The sequence below is a fragment of the Peptoanaerobacter stomatis genome, from assembly GCF_000238095.2.
GTDB lineage: Bacteria > Bacillota > Clostridia > Peptostreptococcales > Filifactoraceae > Peptoanaerobacter > Peptoanaerobacter stomatis_A.
In genome coordinates this window covers 1,892,982-1,917,259 of sequence record NZ_JH815225.1, presented here as the reverse complement: position 1 = coordinate 1,917,259, position 24,278 = coordinate 1,892,982, and the positions used below count along the sequence as shown (strand labels likewise).

The window sequence follows — 24,278 nt, the reverse complement described above, 5'->3', positions numbered from 1 at the left end:
TAAAGAAGCTACTAAGTTTTTATAATATTAACTGATTACTGCAAAATTTCATACTCTTTATTTGTCAACTCAAGTTTTTCATTTACACCTGATGTTATATAAACTTTTTTATCTTTTGTCACAAATATAGCTTCAACGCCAGGTGTGTTTTCTATTAATTTAAGTCCCTCATCTACTCCAAGCGCAAATGTAGTTGTAGACAGCGCATCTGCCACCATTGAATTTTTTGTAAGTATAGTTGTTGACATAAGTTCATTATCTATAGGATAACCTGTCGAAGTTGATAATATATGGTGATAACGAACACCGTCTTTTATAAAATATCTTTCATATACACCTGATGTAACTATGCTTTCATCTTGAGTTTTATATATCCCAAAATAGGTGTTTGCATCTTGCGAAAAAGGATCTCTTATTCCCACCTTAAAATCTTCTCCGTTTTTACTTCCATGGACATATACATTACCACCCAAGTTTACTATTGCAGATTTCACATTATTTTCTTCCAATATCTTAATTATTTCATCAGCAACATATCCTTTTGCTATCGCTCCAAGGTCAATGACCATACCCTCGTCTTGCAAAAATACTGTTTTATCAGTATCATTAAGCACCATTTTTTTATAATCTATTTTTGCAAGCGCTGATTTTATTTCATCATCTGAGGGCACTTTTTCCTTATCAGTACCTATTCCCCACAGCTTTACTAAATCTCCTACCGTTATATCAAATTTACCCCCAGACAATTTGCTGTATTCGATAGAGCTTTTTATAACATAATATGTGTCTTCTGAAACTTTTACAGGCTTAATACCTGCATTTTTATTTATTTCAGATACTTCGCTGTTATCTGAATTAAGTGTAAATTTTTCTTCCAGTTCCTGCACTCTTTCTTGTACTTGCTTATATATTGTATCTTTATCAACATCTTCATCTCTTATGTTTAATGTAAGTATGGAGTTTAAGAAAAACAGTTTATCTTGCAACAACATCTTTTCATCCGATTGTTGCTCCTGTTGTTGAGATACTTCTCCTTGTTCTTTTTTTACTTTTATATCCTTATTTGAGCCACAAGCAGAAAACAATAAAATCGATCCGATTATACAAGAAAATATTTTTATATTATTTTTTTTCACAGTTTAAATATCCTTTCTAAATAAAGCAATTTATTATTTAAAAATTTTTTTCAATAAATACTATCATAAAAAAATAATATTTTCAATACGCGAATACTTAATGTTATACTAAAAATTACTTTCTCATATGTTGAAATTACAATTTCAGCAAAATTTGTATCTGTTGGGATTATCTTTATTTTCACAAGAATAGAAGTCGTCTATATTTATAGTTAATTCTTCTGATATTTTTTTTATCATATCTTTATCATTTTCATCGTAATATAATATGCAAACTCCACAGCAATGATCAGCTTCTCTCGGTGTAGGAGCTAAAGTTGATTTAATTTTTTTATCTTCCATAGCTTGATATAATGCCATAGCATCCATAGAATTTGATACTAATACATAATGTTTCATTTCCATAATATTAACTAAGCATTTCTATGAATGCGCCTATTCTTGTTTTTAATTGCTCTGCATCTTCATCTGTATAGTCTGTTTCTATTCCTATACAAGGTATTCCTGCATCCGCTAAGGCTTTTTCTACGAAATATCCTTCTATATCATAGATGTTGCAGAATTTAAGATTGACATCTATTACTCCATCAGCCTTATATTCTTTGGCAAGCCTTATTATATCATCTATCCTTGACTTATTAGGTGTAAAACATGCACAGTTTATATTACCTAAATATCTTTGTGCCAAATTTTCAATCATTTTTTCCATGGATGTTTTTTCTTCATTTACAAGTGCTTCACTATATCTTATGCCTGTACACATTTCCTCGCATACCACAGCTCCGCCACTTGTTTCTATTATTTGATGTAATTTCCAGTTAGGTATTGATAAAGGTGTACCTGTTAAAAGTATTCTTTTTGTACCTTTTTCATATACGCTAAAATTATCCTTTTTCCTTTGTTCAAGCTCATCACATAGAATATTTACCATCTGTGCAAATCTCTTAGGATCATCATAAAAAGCTATCTGAGTTATAAGCAATACATCTCTACCGCTTATAGGGATATTTTCCATTTTTCTAAATTCATTTAATCTTTGAAGAGCTTTTCTCTTGGCATTAACAGTCAATATAGCATCATACAAACTGTCTTGTGTAACCGTATTTCCTGTAAGCTCTTCCAATTTTTCTATATAATTTTTTATTTCCTTCTCCCATTTTTCAAAATCATCTTGTCTTTTCATCTGCGGTATGTCCATTATGTACATAGGAGCATCTTCTGAAAGCACTTCCCAAGCTTTTTTCTTACCGTCACAAGTGGTTTCACCTACAAATAAATCACATATTCTAAAAAATGGACAAGTTCTATCAAATCTTGCTCCTAAAGATGCTTTTATAAGTGGGCATGTCGCTGTAGGCAATACTTTTTCTCCACCCGGAACCCAAAATTGGGAGCCTGAACATAGACCTGTCGCTATTGCACCCGCTGCTATAACTACTTCGTCCGGAACGTGAATACAAAAACTTCCTACTACTTTTCCTCCATTTTTTTGATGCTCTATCAATTCTGAAGGACGTATACCATGTATATCTGCAACAACCATATTAAAATAATCCATCTTATTCGGTCTGTCCTTCTGGCTTAAAAATACATCTCCAAAAGCCTGCGGTAAAGCCTCACATAGTAAATCATGAGTTTCAACATCCATGCCAAGTTCTTGCCACATTTTGTGATTGTCTGCCATTTTTTTATACCTCCCAATATTTATTTTCTTAATAATTTATATATAAAGGTGCATCATATATACATCCTTTACAAGCTATATCAATATTTTTAATACCTTGCTTAAGCAATATGTCTTTTTCAAACTGATTTGATATGTTTTCATATATTCCGTATGGGCAAGGTGTATATATGCTCTTCTTATTTTTATTTCCCAAAGATAAATTTTTACTTATATCATCAAGAAAAGTTATTCTCTCATCTAATGATATTATGTATTTTGAAAAAAAATTGAGCATAAATTTTTCTTTCATAGATAAATTTGAATTTTCTATTTTTTCGTATAAGTTTTCAATATACTTCAACTTTTGTTTCTGTAAATCATATACATTATTGTCAAATTTTCTTCCATAAACTCTTTCTATCACACTTGACAATTTTTCATTATTTGAATATACCTCTACAACTTTATCTGTATTTTCACAAAAAGCATTATAAATATTCGTACATATATCCGATAAAAGATACATTTTTGATGAAAAGAGCAATGGACATTTTCCTGTTTTCATATATATAATCGTACTTCTTATAGTGTCGCAAGAGTCATATTCTCCATACTCAAAAATATGCGAATCCACTCCTACGATAGGAATTACTACAAGTCCATATGCATATAAAAAAGCTTCATCTATCCCTTCGCCAAATATACCTATTACATTGTTTTCAGTTTTCATCTTCATCAAAGTATCTACATAGGCTCGTCTTCTATACTCAACCATAGTTTGCACTATATCCGTCATCCTAACAATGCAGCTCCTATCGCACCCGCAAATCTTGCATTTTCATCAGTAAAAACTTCTTTCCCCAATTTTTTTGTAAGTTCTTTTATCATATACTCGGAATCACAAAATCCGCCTGTCAAAAAATATCTTTCGCTCTCTTTTTTCTTCATCACAAGCGATACTACTTTTGTACATATAGAGTTAACTACACCTGATGCTATATCTTCCCTTGGTGTACCTTTTCCCATAAGAGATATAATCTCCGACTCTGCAAATACTGTACACATAGAAGAAATCTTGATTTCTTTTCCTTTTTTTGCATATTCAAACATCTCTGCAAGGCTGAGTCCAAGCCTGTTAGCCATTATCTCCAAAAACTTACCTGTTCCTGCCGAACATTTGTCATTCATCAAAAAATCCATTACATTGCCATTTTTTATCTTGATTATTTTTGTATCTTGGCCACCTATATCAATAACTGTAACATCATCCTTAAACATATGCGAAGCACCCTTAGCATGGCATGTTATTTCTGTTACAGTTTTATTTGCATAAGGTACACTTACTCTGCCATAACCGGTTGCAACTATACTTATATCTTTAAAATCAAAACCTAAATCCTCAATCCATCTATGTATATCCATACTTGTCTCTTTACTGTTCCAACCACTTGGCATAAGTTTTTTATGTAAAATATTCGTCTTTTCCTCATCCATAATTACCACTTTACTTGCAGTAGAACCTATATCAATACCTATATACTTCATATATAAACCTCATTCACTAAATATTACGACATACTTATATAAATCTAATAAGTAGATTATTGTATTTTTTAACTTATATGTTTTTATACTAAAATCTTATAGAATAACGAAAAAACATAATAATTAATTTTTTCGGTAGACTATTTATATTAATTTTATACAATTATATAACTTATCCATAATTTTATTAGAAAATAGTATTACTTGCCACTTAAATAAAATTTATCAAAATGATTACACGATGAGTTTATCTGTTTTATATTTTTTTGTCAATAGATAATATTTTTTCGCAACACTTTGCCAAGAAATTGTCTATAATACAATGCCAGCACAAATATTTTTATAACGATATATATTCTTAATTGATATTTCGCTTTTTATAAAATATCCTGAATGCATAAAAATATATTTTTTCTATTTTATATAATTTTTATTTTATAGTATAATATTTTAAATTTCTCTCAAAATAATTTATTCTAAAGGAGTATATGATGTATAACGGATTTTTGACAGATGTCGATGATATAAAGGTAGGTCATTTTCAAGATTATAACGCTCTTACAGGTACTACCGTAATAATACCTGTAAACGGTGCTGTTTGTGGAGTTGATGTGAGAGGCTCCGCTCCAGGTACAAGAGAAACCGATTTGCTTAAACCTGAAAATTTAGTTGAAAAGGTAAATGCTGTAATGCTAAGCGGAGGCTCAGCATATGGACTTGACGCTGCAAGCGGAATTATGCACTACCTCGAAGAAAATGATATGGGGATGGATGTAACAGTTTGTAAAGTCCCGATAGTTGTCGGCGCAGTAATATTTGATTTGACAGTTGGTAGCAATAAGATAAGACCTGATTTTAAAATGGGGTACGAAGCTTGCAAAAACGCTACATTTAATAATAATTCCTCAGGCTGTATAGGAGGCGGTACAGGAGCTTGTGTAGGAAAGATACTCGGAAAAGAATTTTCGATGAAATCAGGTATAGGACAAGCCTCTATAACCATAGGCGATTTTAAAATAGCCGCTCTTACTGTTTTAAATGCATTCGGAGATATATATGATGCCGAAAAAAATATACAAATTGCAGGTGCATATTCAAAACAAGAAAAAAAATTTTTAGACACTATGAAAATATACGAAAAAAATTTAGACAATTATAATGTGTTCAATAAAGCCACAAATACAACAATATCCATTGTAGCGACAAACGCAAATCTTACAAAAGCAAATTGTAACAAAATATCTCAAATGGCTCATGACGGATTTGCAAGAAGTATAATACCTGTACATACTATGTTTGATGGAGATACTATATTTACATTATCAACAGGCAAAATTGATGTAGATATAAGCTTTGCAGGAGCTATGGCAGCAAAAGTCATTTCAAGATCTATAGCAAATGCAATATATACTTCAAAATCATATGATAACTTACTATCCTACCAGGATATAACAAATTAATATCATAATATCTATGTTTTAATATAATTATTTTTTAAATTTTATAGCATTTTTTATAAATAAGTAGTATAATTAGCAACAGAACAGTATCTTTAAATAAAGAAGTGTATCTGGAGGACAAAATGAATAACTCAAAGACAAAGAAGATAGTCGTATCTTCTATGCTCGGAGCAATCACTGTAATACTTGGATTGACTCCATTAGGTTTCATACCGCTCGGCATTATAAATGCTACAACTATGCACATACCTGTAATAGTCGGTGCAATTTTAGAAGGCCCTGTGGTTGGAGCATCAATAGGTCTCATATTCGGTCTGTCATCATTTATCAAGGCTTTTATGGCACCTACACCAATATCATTTGTATTTTATAATCCCCTCATATCAATTCTGCCAAGAGTTCTTATAGGAATTGTATCATACTACGTATATGCAGCACTTGCCGATAAGGATAAAAAATTTTTAAAAATCATAAGCTACATATTGTATCCGATTTTTATAATATTTTTATCATATCTGCTATATCAAAATATAGTAAGTGCTCATATCTTTAATGCTGTGTTGACAACAATATTCTTAATTACATCAATAATTTTGGCATATATTACTTACAAAAGCGACTACAATAATTTTGCAATAACAGCAAGTGCTTTTATAGGTTCGATGACAAATACCGTCTTAGTCCTTGGCGGCATATATCTTATGTATGCACAGCCATATATGGAAAAGATAGGTAAACCTATTGAACAAGCTAAAAGTGCTATACTGGGAGTAAGTATAACGTCAGGTTTACCGGAAGCAGTTATATGTGTACTTATCACAACAGTCGTAGTGAATTCCGTTTCAAAAATTAAGATGGATTCCGCAATATATAACGAAAAAAAGATTAAAACCATTGCAGATTAATTATATTAATTAATGTAGATACTGTTAAGAATTTAAAAGTTTGGCTTTTTATTTAAGCCGAACTTTTTTGTTTTCTAAAAATAAATTTATTTGCAATATAACATTATTTTTATTCTAAATTCATTTTATTTTCTAACATTATAAATCTATGTATAAACAATCATAGACCATTTACATTCACTCATTTTTATGTATGTTTTTTTATTTTTTTATAAGTTTTCAAAACAAAAAATCTATACAATTCTTGCAAGAAAAAATTCAAAAAAATATTTTTTTAAAAAAATTAAAAAAATGCTTGCAAAAAAAATCAAATTGTTTTATAATTAACACAAACAAAAGAAATCATTTGCAAAAAATTAAAAAACATTTTCTTATACTTGTTTTTTTATTACAGTTTTACATAATTTATATGATTTCTTGATTATATTAAACAATAAAAATTTAAATTTAATTTTAAGGAGTGTTTTATTATGGCAACAGAATCTTTAAATCCATTAGTTAACTCTCAAAAACAATTAAAAAGCGCTTGCGACCTTTTAGGAGTAGAGCCAATAGTTTATGAATTATTAAAAGAACCTCAAAGAGTAATAGAAGTATCTATACCTGTTAAAATGGATGACGGTTCAGTAAAAGTATTCAAAGGTTGGAGATCAGCTCATAGCTCAGCTATAGGACCATCAAAAGGCGGATGCAGATTCCATCAAGACGTTTGCTTGGACGAAGTAAAAGCACTTTCTCTATGGATGACTTTCAAATGCGGTATAGTAGGTATTCCATATGGTGGTGGAAAAGGCGGAGTTTGCGTTAATCCAAAAGAATTATCAGATAGAGAATTAGAACAAGTGGCAAGAGGATATATAAGAGGAATATACAAATATATCGGCGAAAAAATAGATATACCTGCTCCGGACGTTAATACAAACGGACAAATAATGGCTTGGATGGCTGATGAATACATCAAATTAAATGGCGAAAAAATGGAAATAGGTTTTATCACAGGTAAACCGGTTGCATTCGGCGGTTCTTTAGGAAGAAACGAAGCTACAGGATTTGGTGTTGCTGTAATAACAAGAGAATTTGCAGCTAAAAAAGGTATAGATTTCAAAAAAGCTAAAACAGCTGTACAAGGATTCGGTAATGTTGGTAGATACACAGTTAAAAACGTTATAAGACAAGGCGGAAAAGTAACTGCTATAGCTGAATATGATTTCAAATCTAACAAAACTTATGCAATAGTAAATGACGCCGGATTTAAATTTGAAGAATTAGATAAATATCAAGTAGAACACAAAACATTAATAGGATTCCCGGGAGCAAAAGAAATAACTCTTGATGAATTCTGGAAATTAGATGTAGATATATTAATACCGGCTGCTATGGAAAATGCAATAACTGCAGAAAACGTAGATTTAGTAAACGCAAAAATAATATGTGAAGCCGCTAACGGTCCTGTTACTCCTGAAGCTGCCGAAATATTGATCAAAAAAGGTATAGATATCTGCCCTGATATACTTACTAACTCAGGTGGAGTTCTTGTTTCCTACTTTGAATGGGTACAAAACCTATACGGATATTATTGGTCAGAAGCAGAAGTTGAAGAAAAACAAGAAATAGAAATGGTAAAAGCATTCAACAATATCTGGCAAACAAGAGAAACTTACAATGCACCTACAATGAGAGATGCAGCATTCGCATTCTCAGTTAAAAAAGTAGCTGAAGCCATGAAACTAAGAGGTTGGTACTAAAATTTGATACAATTAAAATAATTGTATCAGCAATGGAATTGATATTACGATTTAACATATAAAACATACCCTTTCCAAAAAAAAATCTCGTCACTTAAAGTGATGAGATTTTTTTTGGAAAAAAATTTTTCAACATTTAATCTAAATAGTATTCAGCATTACATAAGCTATTATTAATACGTTTCCAAACTCAAAAACAACTGATATTTTCCATGCCAAGCAAGCTCGACGGTTCCTATCTCTCCACTTCTATGTTTTGCAAGTATGACCTCTGTTACATTTTTTTTATCTGTATCAGGATTATATATCTCATCTCTGTATAAAAACATAACTATATCGGCATCTTGCTCTATTGCCCCTGATTCTCTCAAATCTGACAGCATAGGTCTGTGATTAGTCCTTTGTTCAGGCGCTCTTGAAAGCTGTGACAATGCTATTATAGGGCAACCCAACTCTTTTGCAAGAATTTTAAGCCCCCTTGATATTTTGGATATTTCCTGTTGTCTGCTCTCTGTCCTTACTTCCGACTCCATTAATTGAAGATAGTCTATAACTATCATATCAAGCCCTTTTTGCATTTTCAGTTTACGACATTCTGAGCGTATTTCAAGCAAATTTATTCCTGCCGTATCATTTATATAAATAGGATATTTCGTCATAACAGATATTGCGTTTATGAGTTTTTGCCAATCTTCTTCTTCAAGTTCTCCTGTTTTTAATTTTTTCAGTTCAACTTTGCTTTCAGCTGACAAAATTCTCTGAGCTAATTGCGTTTCGCTCATCTCCAAGGAAAACACTGCAACTTTTTTTCCGTCTTTTGATGCATTGTGTGCAAGATTTAGTGCAAATGCGGTTTTTCCTGTAGCAGGTCTTGCAGCAACAAGTATTAAATCAGTTTTTTGCCATCCATTTGTGATGTGGTTGAGATCTATAAATCCTGTTGTAATTCCTGTCATAGAGCCTTTATTTTTATAATTTTGCTCTATTACGCTATATGTATCTGTAAGCACATCTTTTATATGATGAAGTGTTGATTTTGTCTTTTCTTGAGAAATATTAAATATTGTATGCTCTGCTTCATCAAGCACATTTTCTACCGATTTCCCTGATTTTGCCGTATTTATTATGTCTTGAGATGCTTTTACCAATTTTCTCAAAGTAGATTTTTCTTTTACTATTTTAGCATAATGTACAGCATTGCTTGAATAATCAGGCATTGATGGGAGTTTGGATATGTATTCATATCCACCTACTTCTTCTATATTTACAGAATTTTTTATGGCATTTGTAAGCGTTAAAAAATCTATCGGCTTGCTTGAGGTATACAATTCAAGCATAGCTTTATATATGGCTTTATGTGCATCATAATTAAAATCATCCATAGATAGTATATTGGATATTTCTATTATTGTATCGTTATCTATAAGTATAGAGCCGAGCACAGATTGCTCGGCTTTTGCAGATACGGTTATATCATTATCTTGTTGATTATTATTTTCCATAATCATCACCTAAATTTGTTCTATTTCTACTTTTAAATCACACACTACATTTGTAAATAGTTTAAGTTTAACTGTAAAACTGCCTACCATTTTTATAGGCTCTTTTAAATCTATCTTCTTTTTATCCACAGATATATTTTTTTGTTTTTTCAATTCGTCTTCTATATCTTTTGATGTTATTGAACCGAATAATTTTTGTCCTTCTCCTGCCTTAGCTTTTATAATGAGTTTGTCATTATCTAATTTTGATTTTATACCAAGTGCTGCTTGTCTGTCTATTTCCATTTTATGTTCTTTTGCACTGTTTTGTTGGTTGAGTAAATTTAGATTTTGAGTTGTAGCCTCTTGTGCAAATCCCTTAGGTATCATATAATTTCTTGCATATCCATCTGATACTTCTTTTATTTCTCCTTTTTTTCCTGTTCCTTTTAAATCTTTCAATAATATTACTTTCATTTATTGTACTCCTCCTTAAGATATATTTTTACGGTTTCTTCTACTAACTTTATTACTTCATCTACAGATTTGTTTCGTATTTGCGTTGCAGCGGTATCTATATGTCCTCCGCCTCCTAATTTTTCCATTATAACTTGTACATTTATATTTTCAATAGAACGTGCAGACACTTGCACTGTTCCATTAATACCTTCTATTACGACAAAACTTGCCTGTATTCCTTTTATTCCCAACAGTTCATCAGCTATTTGAGCGGCTATTAAAGATGGACCTTTAATTTTTTTATCATATGATGATATAGCGATTATATCCTCTATTATTCTTGCATTTTTTATACAATCCGCTTTTATTATAAAGTTTTCAAAATCTCCCTTGAAGAATTTTTTTATTTCTAACGGATCTGCTCCATTTTTTCTCAAAAATGCTGCAGCTTCAAAAGTACGAACTCCTGTATTAAATGCAAAATTTTTGGTATCTAAGGTTATTCCTGAGAGCAATGCCTCTGCCGTAAGCACATCCAATTTTGCACCGTCTTTTACGTATTGCACGAGTTCTGTTATCATTTCACTTGCAGACGATGCATAGGTTTCATGGAATGTAAGCACTGCCTTATCCAAAAATTCTATTCCACGTCTGTGATGGTCTACGAGAACAATTTTATCAACAATTTCTGTTAACTGTGGCATTTCTGTTAAAGACGCTTTATTAGTGTCAACTACTATAAGCAAAGTTTGCTCATTAATATATTTACTCGTTTCATCATGAGTTATGAATATATCTTTATATCCTTCAGTATTTTTTATCTTATAATATAAATCGTCTATCGACTTATTTGAAGATGATAATACTATTTTTACAGGTGATTCCAACATATTACAGATAGCAACTATACCCATGCACGCCCCTATAGCGTCCAAATCAGGATATGAATGTCCCATTACAAGGACATTGGAAGATTTTTTTATCAAATCTCTCATGGCATGTCCGACAATCCTTGCACGAACTCTTGTTTTCTTTTCAACAGCTTTTGATTTACCGCCATAAAATACGGTTTTATCATATATCTTGCAGACAGCTTGATCACCACCACGACCAAGAGCCATATCAAGAGCCGACATTGCATTTTTGTTTGTATATGCCAGATTTTGCTCATAAGTAGATGCACCGATAGATAGAGTTACAGGTATAGTGTTTGACAGTTCTATCTCTCTCAAATCATCCAATATACTGAATTTTTCGTCTTCTGCCTGTTTTAACATAGGCTCATTGAATACACAGAAAAATTTATCCTTAGATAATTTAGTAAGTACACCATCCTTTTTCTCTACCCAAAACCTTATATGTCTTTCTATATCGGCTTCAAGCAAAGGTCTGAAATCATCAGCTGCAGACTCTACAACATCATTAAAATTATCCACCTGTATTGATAAAATTACAGGTTTAATTTCATTATACTTATCTATAAGAGATAATTCACTACTTATATCAAAAAAATACACCGCATATTTTTTCGCCTTTTGATTGTTTTTAGCAATGTCCACCGTCTGTATCTTATAGTGTTTATCACCTACCACATAATCATCAATAGATATCATCTCTTCATTATTCTTGGGTATAAGCTTATTTATATCAAGATTGTTAAGCAAACTTCCCAAATTTTTTTCTATAAGCTCCTCATCCGATAGCATAGTGGTCATTTTTTCATTATTCCATTTTATATTTCCATATTCATTTATAACACAAAAAGGCACAGGAAAATCGAGCATAGTTTGTTTTGATATTTCATCCATATCTATACTCAAGTTTTTGAAGTCCACCAATAAATCATTATTTTTATACTTAATTGCCCTTGCATTATAGTAAACCAAATATACAAATATCAAAAACACAAAAAGACCAATCTGTCTGTCAAAATATGATATTACAATACTCAGTACAAATATAAATGCCAGGTAAAGCTGAACTTCAGGGAAATTAAATCTTATCTTATCGTTCATTTGTCTCTCCTAAAGCTTATCTTTCTAAAATCAAAAGCCATATCCAATATTGCGATAAACGAAAGTACAAAAAATGCACTCCAAAACAAAATTATAGCAGCTATTACAGCTATAATTCTACTGTTCTTGTTTAATTTATTTATAAAAAATATCAAAACTGCAAAACCTTGTATTACAAGCATGTATATAATAAGATAAAGCACATTTGTAATAAGCCTGTCGCTATAATTTTTATCCAAAATATTAAATAAAGAACATGCATTTATAACAATCCAAAATATCAAAAAAAATACACCGAGTCTATCAGGTAATTCAAAATGACTGAAAGGTTTAAAATTCATATTTTCCTTCGGAAAAATTCTCTTAAGCAAAAACAACCCGATATATTTGCTTATAAGCGTTATAAAAAGACAAGTTATCATCACAATTGATGGAAACAGTTGCTTTGATATATTAACTATACTTTGAGCAGTGAGTTGTTTAGGCAAGGTATAATTCGGATTTATAGATTGTAGCTGTTTAGTTGACAGCTCAAAACTTTGCCTTAAATTTTCAAAAAAATCAAAACCACCTATACGCATAAAAACAGCAAGCAGTCCCAATACAGCAACAGCCATAACAACAGCGCCAACAAAATACGCTATATCTTCATTATCTTTATTTTTCATAATGTATCCCATAATAAGACAAGGTATGCAAAACACAACCAAATATATAAATGCACTTACAGGATCCAATAAAATAAAAAGCAAAAATGTATAAGCTATAAAAGATATGAATGTATATACTTTATTTTTGGATATCAATCCTATAATCATAAATATACTTCCTGTTAAAAATGAAAGTATGCTTAATGTAGGAACATAATACCCGAGTAAGGCTATGACGACCGCCAAAGTTATTAGCAAAGAAATTCTGGCCAAATCTTTATTATTAAAATTCATAATATCTCCTGCAAAAATTTCAAAAAAATATTTTTTAAATTATATCATAAAATTTAAAAAAACACAATTTATCGCTTTTCTATAATATATTCTCTTTCTTTACCAATTAATGATTATATTTACTCTAAATCTCACAAAGATGATATAATAAAATATTATAAATAAATGCTACAAACTATTTTTTATCAATATTTTTATATTGTTATTTAAATTAATAGTGAATTAACTTTTAAATGATACAAAAAATAATATATTAAAATCTTATAATAAATAAGAAAAATTAGAAATTATTCTCCTTAATCTTCTTTATTTACTATATAATTCATTTTCTCAAAATATAAGAATGTTTAGCAAACTTATGAGAAAGTTTTTATATGTTTTAATTTTAGAATACAAACAAAAAAATGTGGAATATATATATTCCACATTTTTTTGTTTGTATTAATATTGTTTAATAGGAAGTTGTAATCCAGTATAAGCTTTTTGTGAAACTGTTGTATAGTAGGTTTTTCTTCCATTAGATATTTTATAAACGTCATATCGCCTAACTTCTACTTGCATATTGACATATAAATACCAACTTCCATAACTAGGAACATTAACTGAATATCCTTTAACTCCATCCATTTTTCTTGAACCAACATTTATAGTGAACCCTATATGTTTGCCAGCTATGGTAACTCCAACTCCAACATCTGGACCACTACCTTCTTCCCAGTATATCATACCGCCATATGTAGGAAACGAAACAGGACCATAATTTTGACCGCCAGCTCTATAAGGTCCAAACCATCGTCTTGTACTCCCTACGAACTCAGTAACATATCTTGAATGATCTTGAGGTTTCATTTCATTATTTAAATAATTAGATGATATTTTACTTTCTAAATTGTTAATATAGTCTTCCATTTGCTGTTCAAATTCTTTGTCTATTTCTTCTTGAGATTTTAAAATAGTTTTTACATAAACATTATTTCTTTCTATGGTATCCAATGCATACACATTAATACTTGAAACAAATAAAGCGGTTATCAATAGAATTAGCATAATTTTTTTAGTTTTCATATAATATCCTCCTTTTCATAATAATGAAATTTTGATATAATAAACTTGCAAGTTATACATATATTCTATCAAAATTATATTATTATGTTAATTTTTTATTTTTATACTTTTAGGAGTGGTTTTTATGAAAAAACGGAAGCTTTTTATTTTGTTAATATCAGCACTTGTAATTCTAACTGTTTTAATTTCAAATTCTACACATCCTGAAAAAATTATGACAGTCGGATATCCTGAGAATATAACATCAATTTTATATGCGAGAGCGATTTATAATGAGAAAGTAATTGCAAAATTTGAAAAACTTCTTAATAACGTTGTTTTTGACGGAAACAAAATTTCACAAAGAGATGATTTGCCTGAAATAATATTGAGAATAAGCGAAAAAAATATTGAACGTACTCTTGAAATATGGGACAAAACAGAAAACGCCATATTGTCAGTAAACGAATACGGACGTATAAAAAAAGGAATAATAGACTCATCAAAGCTGAAAGTCATATTGGAAGAAATTGAAAATTTAGAGGAAGTCAAAAATCTGAAATCGGCAAATTAAATCTTTAAATTTATGACTTATTGTAATTTTATTTATTTTAAATAGTTATGCCGTAAATGTCAAAAGTCGCATTTTGGTTTTTTTTGTATATATTTCAAAAATAAATCATTATGCACAATATCTTGTAGTCTAAAATTCTAAAAATAGCTTTTGATACTCACAGTATCTTATTATATAATGTCATTGTTACCACTAACCAAAAATAATGATAGAAAATGATATTACACAAATATAATAAAAGAAAAAGTTATTTATAAACTTATTAATTTAAGGAATTATCTATTGTTGTATTAGAAATCAGTATTACTTATAAAATGTCTATTATTCTATTGAATATCGGTATTAATATAAAAAGTGGAGGTTGCCCTCCACTAAAAATTTTGCTTTCCATATTATTTTATGTTTAAATTCATAAGTGTTGAAAGTTGCGCCAAACTTACATAATTGGCACTGTTTATAAGATATACTTTCAATTTTTGGTCTTCTTTGCCGTTGACCATTATCTTTTGGTTGCTGTTTACAATCTTAGGTGCCTTTTGAGAAATTTTTGAAAGTTTTGCATTATTTCCGCTATATTTAGTATTTTTCTTCAATACTACCGATTTTGATTTTTTATCGTATTGTACGTCGAATGACTGTGCTGTATTACTGAAAGCTGCTGCAATATCTCTTACTTGGAAATATTTATCTCCGTTTATTATATAGCCTTCTATCAGTATTGATTTGCCTTCTGCTATTATCTTGTGGCTTGTAGGTATAACTTTCATATCATCTGTTTTAACTTCGCTTATTGCGTCTACTTTTGTAATCTCGCTATTAAGTATTATTCTGTTTCCATTTTCTTTATAATTTATTTTGCCGCCACTTTCTTTTATATAGTCTACCAATACATCTGACAATAGAGCATTTTCAGCAACTTTTTTTGCATTCTTAAGCATTGTATAATCATCGCCACCTATTGCCATAAAATCATTAGTTGCCAGTTTATATGATTTTTTAGTATCAAGATTTTCCCCATTTACTTTTATATCGCTAACTCTTTTTCCTGCAGGTTGTGATATATCATATGTGAATGTAAGTCCTGATACTTGCGGGAATTTACCGGCAGGTTCAGGCGCTTTATCAACTCCATGCTCCAACGCAGATGCTATTACATCACCTTTTACTTCCAAGCCTACTACGAAATTTGTGAACGGGAATGATGTAAGTATATCTCCCATTTTTATATCGCCTTTTTTAATTGATGCTCTTATTCCTCCGCCATTAGTAATTGCAACATCTGATGATATTGATTTTTTCATAGCGTCTGTAACAAGATCCCCAAGATTTGTTTCACTTGCTCTGACTTTTTCTCTAACTCCTACAAGTTCTGTTTCACTATATCCTATCACTTTATCAAGTGTAGGTTTATCCGCTGCAACCGCAACTTGTATTTCTTTTGCAATTTTTTCATCAGGTTTTATATCTTTTGCCTGTTCAAATGAAACCAAGTTTGCCTTTGCACTTTGAATTTTACCGTCTTTTATTTCGAGATTTACAACACCTATATTTTTTAAATACTCCCCTGTCTGAACTATAAGTGTATTTTTTATTTTTAAGCCTTCAGGGAGTCTTGTATGACTATGTCCGTCTATTATAAGATCTATTCCGTCGACTTCTTTTGCAAGTATATCGGAACGCTCACTTGATGATTCATCTATACCGAGGTGTGTAACCGCCACTATTATTTGTGCACCTTGTTTCTTTAATTCTTCAACTTGTTTTTTGGATGTTTGTATATAATCAAGAAAATCTACATTTGCAGTGTTTTTAGGGCTTGATTTATAAAGAGTTTCCGGTGTGGCAATTCCGAAAAATCCTATTTTAACACCGTCAATATCTTTTATAACATTGGCTTTAAAATCTTTTGTTCCATCTTTTCTAACTACATTTGCACATAAATAATCAAATTTTGCATCTTTTTCAAGAGCAATAAGTCTTTCATATCCGTAGTTGAAATCGTGATTTCCGGGAATGCCCACTGCAAATCCTATTTCATTCATAAGATTAAGCATATTTTTCCCTTCGGATATGTTGGCAAATGTTGTTCCATGCAAAGTATCTCCCGCATCTACAAGTAAAGTATCAGGATTTTTTGCTTTTTGTGCGTCATAAAAAGTTTTTAATTTTGCATAGCCTATGAGTTCTTTTTGATCTCCTTCAGCTCTTCCGTGAACATCGTTAGTATGTATTATTGTTATCATTTTTGTATCATCTGCAAATGTAGGTTTATAAACACTTAAGCCTAATACAAGTATGAGCGATAACATAATGCTGATACTTTTTCTGATTTTAAACATAATTCCCTCCTAAATTTTTTTAATATACTATATCAATTATACTATATAATCAAAAAAAATTCCATTATGTCAACAAAATTTAATATAGTAAAATTAACAGTTATAGGATTTTTAATAAAATAAATCCAAATTAAATATAAACTTTTTATTTATATTTAACACGTTTATAATTAAATTTTAAGTTGAGTTAAAATAAATTTACTGTTATAATTATACACAGAATTATTCAATATTTTTTAAAGTTTCTTTTTAAGGAGATAATATTAAATGGATACAAAAAAAGAATTTTTTAGAATGATGAGAGAACATTCGGAAATAGCACTTGCCACAAGCTTAAATAATACTCCTAATGTCAGAGCTGTAAATTTTTATTTTGATCCTGAGGCAAAAGTGTTGTATTTTGCAACATTTTCAGACAATACCAAAGTCTTTGAATTGGAAAAAAATACAAAGATTGCATTCACTACCATACCTAAGCATGGAACTGAACACATAAAAGCAAAGGGTATCTGTGTAAAAAGTTCAAAAACTGTATATGATTTGAAAGAGCAACTTATAGAAAAAATGGAAGGATATAGAGAGCTTATAGAGGATGTCGGTGTTTTTCTTGTAGTATATGAAATACACTTCGAAAAAGCTCAGGTAGTTTTGACTCTTGAAAATATGGATACTTATATTTTATAAATATATATTATTTATTTCTATTATTAACCATAATAATTTTTATAAAACATACAACTAAAACTGTATTAAATAAAATTTCTGTCGGCAATAGACATCACTAAATACAAGAGTTATAGAAATTTATTTATTGCCGACAGAAAAAATAAAAAAAATACTTGACAGATATAAAAATAATAGATATAATTAACGAGTTGATTGTTAATTATCAAAAAAATAAGACTCATTAGCTCAGTCGGCAGAGCACTTGACTTTTAATCAAGGTGTCCCGGGTTCGAATCCCGGATGGGTCACCATTTTATATTGATTGATGTGGCTCCTTGGTCAAGCGGTTAAGACACCGCCCTTTCACGGCGGCTACAGGGGTTCGAATCCCCTAGGAGTCACCATTTTAATCTATATATCCAATAATTGATTATTATACTTTGGTATGGATCCATAGCTCAGCTGGGAGAGCATCTGCCTTACAAGCAGGGGGTCACAGGTTCGAGCCCTGTTGGGTCCACCATTTTTTTGTGCGGATATGGCGGAATTGGCAGACGCACTAGACTTAGGATCTAGCGGGCAACCGTGGGGGTTCGACTCCCTCTATCCGCACCAGATTTTTTGTTAATGATGTGAATATCTCACGTCTTTTTTTATGCAAAAAAATATCCCTTAAATAAGTCAGTTATATCCAAGGAATATTCTTAATCATCACCTATAAAGTTTTCAGCCAATCATTGTACATTTTCATAAATTCGTCTTTCTTATCTTTTCGTATTTTGACCTTTAAAGTTATAAGCTCATCTTCTTTTTTTTCATCTTTTCTAAGTAATTCTAAAATTTCTTCATCATCTTTAAATTCACTTGCTTTTTTCAACAAATTTATGTCAAAATTTATATCATCTTTATTTTTCAATATCAATTTTTGAGTTTGATCCGGTAATTTGGCAAGCAATACAGCCATTTTTATATTTATTACAGATTCATCTATAAGCTCAAAAAATCCGCTATTCAGCATATTAAGCGATAGATAGTTTTGCACCATTCTCCCTGATATACCTAATTGGCTCGCGATTAAATCTCTTGTTTTTTCTCCTTTTTTCTTCTCAGATTTTATACGAACATATTTTTGAAGTATAGATTGTGTTTTTTCATATGTTGTAAGCTGTCTTTGTATCCAGTTTGTATCTACTATTATTTCCCTTGCTGTATTCTCGTCAATATCATCTTTTCTTTTAACTATCGCCGGAATTTTGCTATACTTTTCATCTTTCGTCATCTCATATAATGCCTTGTATGCTCTTACTCTATTGTGGCCTGAGAGTATCATATAACCGTCATTTTTTTCCCAAAGCACTACAGGATGAAGCAGGGAGTTTTTTTCTATGGATTCTATCAATTCTAAAAACTTTTCTTTCGGAAGTTTGCTGTAAAAATTCCATTCGCTGGGTGCTGATGTGAGCTTATTTATATCTATTTGAGATATATCGTTTGAAAAAACATCTATGTCAAATCTCGATTTTGCATTTTCTTCCGTATTTTCCTGTCTTTTATCTTTATCAAAAGCGGATATCCCCGAAAGATTTTTAAATCTGTCTTTATTTATTATACTTTTTTTTGTTGACAAGACTATCCACTTCCTTTGCTAAATTTTTGTAGGCAATTGACGCTCTTGACTCTGATGAAAAATTGCACACAGGTTGTCCCAAAAATTGACTTTTCTTTATATTTATATCTACAGGTATATCCGAAGACAATATTTTATCTCCAAACAAATCTCTTAAAAGTTCTCTCGTTTCATTAGTAGTAGACTCACGCTTATCAACTTTTGTTTCCACTATGCCGAGGATTTCTAAATCTTTGTTAAAAATTCTTACTTCCTCTATAAAATTGGATAAAGGTTCTAAACCTTCCACTCCGAACGCCGATAATTCAACAGGTATCAATACATAATCTGACGATACCAAAATATTGTAATTTAAAAGCCCCAAAAATGGACAAGTGTCTATTATTATATAATCATATACTTCGCTTTGTTTTAGAGGTGTAATTATTTTTTTAATCACATTTTCTTTATCATTTTTACCAACAAGCTGCATATCTACAGCAGAAAGCATATAATCAGATATTACCATATCAATATTTTCGTAGTTAGTCTTGCTTATAAAATCAGACAGGTCTTCTTCCAATGAAACAGCTTTGTATATATTTTTATCCTTGTCAATTTGCATATCGTATGAACGTGTCAAATTCATTTGCATATCCGCATCTATGAGCAAAATTTTTTTTCCATGACTTGCAAGCGCATAGCCGAGATTACCTGTAAGCGTAGTTTTCCCTGAACCTCCTTTGTTATTAGATATAGAAATTATATGAGTTTTCATAATATTCTCCGTTTCATTTATGTATTAGATATTGTTATTCCAATTAACTTCATTTTGAGATAACAATTTTTATTCAGTATTAAAATTTTTTATAAAAAATATAATCATGTTAATTATATCAAAAATACAATTTCATTACAAATATATTTTACAACTTGATATTAGAATTAAAACTTTTTATTATATCTTTTAGTTTATGGTTAATGTTTTTTATTTCACTTAAAAAATATTATTATTTATTTTAAAAGCTATTGTATAAATTTTGCTAAGTTGGTATAATATTAAATTGACATTTTGTTGTTAAATAAATATTTTTAGGAGGAATAGACTTGGCAAATACAGGTGCAAATGCGGCAGGCTCATTAGGAATGTTTTTCCCACTTATCTTGATGGGATTTTTCTTATATTTTTTTGTTATGAAACCGCAAAAAAAGAGACAAAAAGAAGTAATGGATATGAGAAGTTCATTAAAGGTAGGAGATACAGTAATACTTTATAGCGGTCTTATAGGTCTTATAATAGAAATAAAAGACGATACTATGGTATTGGAATGTGCTCCTGACAACACACATCTCACATTCAAAAATTGGAGCGTGAGAGAAGTTGTTATCAATGATACTGATGACGATGACGAAATTGAAGAAGATGATGAAGATATAGAAATAGACGAAGAAAAATAAAATTTTTATGCAATCCCTGACAATTAGGGTTTTCTTGGAGGAATTATTATGAGATTTAAGAGCAAAAGAAATTTTTTCTCTGTGGTTATCCTACTTATACTATTGACTGTATTGTCAATAACAGGTATAAAAAACGGAGATAATTACATTTTTGCCCCGGTATATACTAAAATCAATCAAGGCTTGGACTTAAAGGGCGGAGTCTATGTAGTATATGAGGCGAATACCGATAAAACAGGCGATGATCTGTCTAAGATAATTAACCAAACCATAGAAGTATTCAGAAAAAGAATAGACGGTATGGGACTTACAGAACCTCTTATAGTAAGAGAGGGCGAAAACAGAATACGTATAGAATTGCCTGGCGTCAAAGACGTAAATGATGCAATATCTACAATCGGAAAAACAGCACAGCTCAGATTTGTGGATTCACAAGGTAACGAAGTTTTAAACGGTTCACACGTTGTAAAAAGTGAAGTTGCTACAAACGGAAAAAATCAGTATGTAGTAACATTACAGTTCAACGATGAAGGTACAAATTTATTTGCAGAAGCTACAAAACAGGCTGCTCCTACAAAAGCTCCTATATATATTATGCTGGATGAGCAAATAATATCAGCGCCCAATGTACAATCTGAAATATTGGGTGGAAGTGCCGAAATATCAGGAAATTTTAATGCAAAATCAGCCACTGAATTAGCATCACTTATAAGAGCCGGAGCTCTACCTGTGGATTTCATAGAAGTAGAAAGTTCAACAAAATCTGCACAACTTGGAGATGACGCACTTCAAAAAAGTATACAAGGCGCAGGAATCGGTATAGCTCTTGTAATGCTTTTCATGGTCATCTATTATAAAATACCGGGTCTTATTGCAGATATAGCACTTTTAGCGTATATGTTGATATTTATATTAATATACTCTTCACTTGGTGCTACACTTACTCTTCCAGGTATAGCTGCACTTATACTTTCCGTAGGTATGGCAGTTGATGCCAATGTCATAATATTCGAAAGAATAAAAGAAGAAATAAAAGACGGAAAAACAGTAAAAACAGCACTTAAAAACGGCTTTTCAAAAGCATTGTCAACAATAATGGACTCACAGATAACAACTATAATAGCAGGTGTTGTGCTATACAGTTTCGGCACAGGTCCAATCAAAGGATTTGCCGTTACCCTTATATTAGGTATATTGGTATCATTATTTACTGCAATTGTAGTTACAAAATTTTTATTCCAAAACTTCCTTGGCTTTACGGACATTAAAAATATGAAGATGTTCGGAGTATCAGACAAAATCAAGGAAAATAAAAGCACATTTAATTTTGTAGAAAAATTCAAAATATTTGCATCTTTATCCGTTATAATAATAGTAGCAGGATTGGGATTAGGAATCTTCAAAGGCTTTAATATGGGTATAGATTTCACAGGCGGTACAACTATAGAAATCAATATGCACAAATTTGAAGATCACGATAAACTCTTGGAAATATCACATGGGTTTGACACTACATCAAGTGTGGATTATTTAGGCGAAGACAAGTCCATAATACAAATAAAAACTACAGAAAACTTGAATGATGCTCAAAGAAAAGAAGTATTTACAAAATATAAAGAAACATATAATCTTCAAGACGATGACCTTGTACAATCAGGATATATAGGAGCATCCATAGGAAAAGAAATACAAAATAAAGCTCTAATATCAGTAATACTTGCAAGTATATTTATGCTTATATATATATCGTTCAGATTCAAATTCACATTCGGTATATCAGCAATAATAGCACTTGTGCATGACGTACTGATAGTTTTAGCCGTATACGCAATATTCAAAGTACCTGTCAACTCTCCGTTTGTTGCAGCTGTACTCACAGTTGTGGGGTATTCAATCAACGATACAATAGTTGTCTTCGATAGAATAAGAGAAAATAAAAAATCACTTAGAAGAATGTCAGATTCGCAGATAGCCGATATATCGATAGGTCAAACTGTAACACGTTCAATCAACACATCAGTAACTACTTTACTGTCAATACTTTCACTATATATACTTGGAGTAGATTCAATAAAAGAATTCACATTCCCTCTACTTGTAGGTATATTATCAGGAACATATTCATCAATATTCATAGCGAGTCCTCTGTGGGTATTGTTTGAAAAAGCAAGAACAAAAAAAGCGACTGTAAAAAAATAACTTAAAATTTTTATATAAAAAAGTATAGGAGTAAAATTATATCCTATACTTTTTTAATTTTCCAATCAATAAATATACTGTTGAAAGTACAAACATATAAGTGATTATCGGTATGATATTATTCGCATATGTTGCAATATATACATTGTTTAAAAATATAAAAGAAAATTTTGCACTTTCAAATTTAGATATAAATATTGACAACATAGCTAACATTATAATAATAGGCATAAAATACAGATAATTTTTTTTGCTGAACAACTCTATTATTATACAAGAACTCAAATAAAGAGTTATATTATATACAAAAAAGTATACGGGAGTAAAAATTCCCGTCATAATTAAAAGTATTGCATATATGATCGCATTTACCAGTATGCTTTCAAGCAAAAACATATTTTTCAGTTTTCGACCTTTAAATGTGGAAAAAAACTCACTCTTACTTTCAAGATTAAGATAATCATAACATACAAGCAGAGATAAAACATAAAGCAAAAAACTCATAACCTCTTTTATAGGAAATATTTTTCCTGTTTCAGACATATCGTATTCAAATTTAAAGGTACGAGGCAATTCTTTTTCATACATTTTCACATACTTATCATCACTTAAACTCAGCATTTCTCTTGTATAATCATATGATATTATCTCAAAATATGTGCTGTAAAAGTCTTCCTTGGCAATCTCACTGAATTTTCCGTCACTTCCATATATGGTGAAAGGCTTGTCCTTTTTTGTTAAATCAACTGAAAAACCATATGTAATTTTACCATTTTTAATATCATTTTTCATATTTCCCAAATCTTCATATTTTTTATATTTAAAATATGAACTCTTGTTGATAAGTTTATCCGCAAAATTATTTTCAACAACTGAGTTGTTTGCTAAATATACACCCGTTTTCAAGTTTTCAGAAAAATTCAAATCAAGCTGCATATACAAAAAATATATAGTCATTGCAGATAATAAGGCAAGTGCAAATATAGGTGTTTTAACATATCTTTTTATGAATATAATAAACATAAATATAAACCCC

Annotated in this window: 21 protein-coding genes and 4 tRNA genes; 11 read left to right on the top strand and 14 right to left on the bottom strand. The window is 30.4% G+C overall.

The window, feature by feature from the left end:
* Window positions 1-35 precede the first annotated feature (35 nt).
* The 5 genes from HMPREF9630_RS08320 to HMPREF9630_RS08300 all read right to left on the bottom strand — a co-directional run bounded on the left by HMPREF9630_RS08320 (window position 36) and on the right by HMPREF9630_RS08300 (window position 4,347).
* Window positions 36-1,136, bottom strand: coding sequence for an FAD:protein FMN transferase (locus HMPREF9630_RS08320; protein ID WP_009528050.1), 1,101 nt, complete (start codon window positions 1,134-1,136; stop codon window positions 36-38).
* A 144-nt stretch (window positions 1,137-1,280) separates the two neighbouring features.
* Entirely contained in the window at window positions 1,281-1,541 is a 261-nt protein-coding gene (locus tag HMPREF9630_RS08315; protein ID WP_009528049.1) for a putative Se/S carrier protein, read from the bottom strand.
* A gap of 4 nt (window positions 1,542-1,545) precedes the next feature.
* Complete coding sequence (locus HMPREF9630_RS08310; RefSeq protein WP_009528048.1) at window positions 1,546-2,820, bottom strand: double-cubane-cluster-containing anaerobic reductase; 1,275 nt, start codon at window positions 2,818-2,820, stop codon at window positions 1,546-1,548.
* A gap of 28 nt (window positions 2,821-2,848) precedes the next feature.
* Window positions 2,849-3,598, bottom strand: a complete 750-nt coding sequence (locus HMPREF9630_RS08305) for a hypothetical protein (RefSeq protein ID WP_009528047.1) — start codon at window positions 3,596-3,598, stop codon at window positions 2,849-2,851.
* A complete protein-coding gene (locus HMPREF9630_RS08300; protein ID WP_009528046.1) occupies window positions 3,595-4,347 on the bottom strand; it encodes an acyl-CoA dehydratase activase in 753 nt (250 codons plus the stop codon). Before HMPREF9630_RS08300 ends, HMPREF9630_RS08305 begins: the two co-directional genes overlap by 4 nt.
* Window positions 4,348-4,838: 491 nt before the next feature.
* Here HMPREF9630_RS08300 and HMPREF9630_RS08295 point away from each other — a divergent pair, with 491 nt between their 5' ends.
* The 3 genes from HMPREF9630_RS08295 (at window position 4,839) to HMPREF9630_RS08285 (ending at window position 8,457) form a co-directional block, all read left to right on the top strand.
* A complete protein-coding gene (locus HMPREF9630_RS08295) occupies window positions 4,839-5,807 on the top strand; it encodes a P1 family peptidase (protein WP_009528045.1) in 969 nt (322 codons plus the stop codon).
* Window positions 5,808-5,929: 122 nt separating this feature from the next.
* The gene (locus HMPREF9630_RS08290; RefSeq protein ID WP_009528044.1) at window positions 5,930-6,712 is read left to right on the top strand and encodes an ECF transporter S component; all 783 of its coding nucleotides are present in this window, start codon (window positions 5,930-5,932) and stop codon (window positions 6,710-6,712) included.
* A 470-nt stretch (window positions 6,713-7,182) separates the two neighbouring features.
* On the top strand, window positions 7,183-8,457 hold the full coding sequence (locus tag HMPREF9630_RS08285) for a Glu/Leu/Phe/Val family dehydrogenase (protein ID WP_009526406.1): 1,275 nt from the start codon (window positions 7,183-7,185) through the stop codon (window positions 8,455-8,457).
* A gap of 173 nt (window positions 8,458-8,630) precedes the next feature.
* Here HMPREF9630_RS08285 and dnaB read toward each other — a convergent pair whose 3' ends face one another.
* From dnaB to HMPREF9630_RS08260, 5 genes are all read right to left on the bottom strand, one after another.
* Window positions 8,631-9,959 carry a replicative DNA helicase gene (gene dnaB, locus HMPREF9630_RS08280; RefSeq protein ID WP_009528043.1) on the bottom strand — a complete coding sequence of 443 codons (1,329 nt, stop codon included), beginning with the start codon at window positions 9,957-9,959 and terminating at the stop codon, window positions 8,631-8,633.
* Window positions 9,960-9,968: 9 nt separating this feature from the next.
* The gene (gene rplI / locus HMPREF9630_RS08275) at window positions 9,969-10,415 is read right to left on the bottom strand and encodes a 50S ribosomal protein L9 (protein ID WP_009528042.1); all 447 of its coding nucleotides are present in this window, start codon (window positions 10,413-10,415) and stop codon (window positions 9,969-9,971) included.
* Window positions 10,412-12,412, bottom strand: coding sequence for a DHH family phosphoesterase (locus tag HMPREF9630_RS08270; RefSeq protein WP_009528041.1), 2,001 nt, complete (start codon window positions 12,410-12,412; stop codon window positions 10,412-10,414). The genes rplI and HMPREF9630_RS08270 overlap by 4 nt, the downstream gene beginning before the upstream one ends.
* A complete protein-coding gene (locus HMPREF9630_RS08265; protein ID WP_009528040.1) occupies window positions 12,409-13,356 on the bottom strand; it encodes a DUF2232 domain-containing protein in 948 nt (315 codons plus the stop codon). Before HMPREF9630_RS08265 ends, HMPREF9630_RS08270 begins: the two co-directional genes overlap by 4 nt.
* A gap of 441 nt (window positions 13,357-13,797) precedes the next feature.
* The gene (locus HMPREF9630_RS08260; RefSeq protein ID WP_242824694.1) at window positions 13,798-14,358 is read right to left on the bottom strand and encodes a hypothetical protein; all 561 of its coding nucleotides are present in this window, start codon (window positions 14,356-14,358) and stop codon (window positions 13,798-13,800) included.
* Between the two features lie 187 nt (window positions 14,359-14,545).
* On the opposite strand from HMPREF9630_RS08260, the gene HMPREF9630_RS08255 reads away from it, so the two are divergent.
* Entirely contained in the window at window positions 14,546-14,974 is a 429-nt protein-coding gene (locus tag HMPREF9630_RS08255) for a hypothetical protein (RefSeq protein WP_009528038.1), read from the top strand.
* A 392-nt stretch (window positions 14,975-15,366) separates the two neighbouring features.
* On the opposite strand, the gene HMPREF9630_RS08250 is transcribed toward HMPREF9630_RS08255, so the two are convergent.
* Window positions 15,367-17,313 carry a bifunctional metallophosphatase/5'-nucleotidase gene (locus tag HMPREF9630_RS08250; protein WP_009528037.1) on the bottom strand — a complete coding sequence of 649 codons (1,947 nt, stop codon included), beginning with the start codon at window positions 17,311-17,313 and terminating at the stop codon, window positions 15,367-15,369.
* A 267-nt stretch (window positions 17,314-17,580) separates the two neighbouring features.
* On the opposite strand from HMPREF9630_RS08250, the gene HMPREF9630_RS08245 reads away from it, so the two are divergent.
* The 5 genes from HMPREF9630_RS08245 (at window position 17,581) to HMPREF9630_RS08225 (ending at window position 18,594) form a co-directional block, all read left to right on the top strand.
* A complete protein-coding gene (locus tag HMPREF9630_RS08245; protein WP_009528036.1) occupies window positions 17,581-17,997 on the top strand; it encodes a pyridoxamine 5'-phosphate oxidase family protein in 417 nt (138 codons plus the stop codon).
* A gap of 217 nt (window positions 17,998-18,214) precedes the next feature.
* Window positions 18,215-18,290 (top strand) — tRNA-Lys (locus HMPREF9630_RS08240).
* A gap of 18 nt (window positions 18,291-18,308) precedes the next feature.
* Window positions 18,309-18,383 (top strand) — tRNA-Glu (locus tag HMPREF9630_RS08235).
* Between the two features lie 43 nt (window positions 18,384-18,426).
* Window positions 18,427-18,502: transfer RNA gene (locus tag HMPREF9630_RS08230), tRNA-Val, on the top strand.
* A 9-nt stretch (window positions 18,503-18,511) separates the two neighbouring features.
* Window positions 18,512-18,594 (top strand) — tRNA-Leu (locus HMPREF9630_RS08225).
* A 100-nt stretch (window positions 18,595-18,694) separates the two neighbouring features.
* On the opposite strand, the gene HMPREF9630_RS08220 is transcribed toward HMPREF9630_RS08225, so the two are convergent.
* The gene (locus tag HMPREF9630_RS08220; RefSeq protein WP_009528035.1) at window positions 18,695-19,606 is read right to left on the bottom strand and encodes a ParB/RepB/Spo0J family partition protein; all 912 of its coding nucleotides are present in this window, start codon (window positions 19,604-19,606) and stop codon (window positions 18,695-18,697) included.
* Entirely contained in the window at window positions 19,578-20,363 is a 786-nt protein-coding gene (locus HMPREF9630_RS08215; RefSeq protein WP_009528034.1) for a ParA family protein, read from the bottom strand. The genes HMPREF9630_RS08220 and HMPREF9630_RS08215 overlap by 29 nt, the downstream gene beginning before the upstream one ends.
* Before the next feature lie 329 nt (window positions 20,364-20,692).
* On the opposite strand from HMPREF9630_RS08215, the gene yajC reads away from it, so the two are divergent.
* Both yajC and HMPREF9630_RS08205 read left to right on the top strand, forming a co-directional pair.
* The gene (gene yajC, locus HMPREF9630_RS08210; protein WP_009528033.1) at window positions 20,693-21,043 is read left to right on the top strand and encodes a preprotein translocase subunit YajC; all 351 of its coding nucleotides are present in this window, start codon (window positions 20,693-20,695) and stop codon (window positions 21,041-21,043) included.
* 48 nt (window positions 21,044-21,091) lie between these two features.
* Entirely contained in the window at window positions 21,092-23,242 is a 2,151-nt protein-coding gene (locus HMPREF9630_RS08205) for a protein translocase subunit SecDF (protein ID WP_009528032.1), read from the top strand.
* Between the two features lie 36 nt (window positions 23,243-23,278).
* On the opposite strand, the gene HMPREF9630_RS08200 is transcribed toward HMPREF9630_RS08205, so the two are convergent.
* A complete protein-coding gene (locus HMPREF9630_RS08200; RefSeq protein ID WP_009528031.1) occupies window positions 23,279-24,265 on the bottom strand; it encodes a hypothetical protein in 987 nt (328 codons plus the stop codon).
* Window positions 24,266-24,278 lie beyond the last annotated feature (13 nt).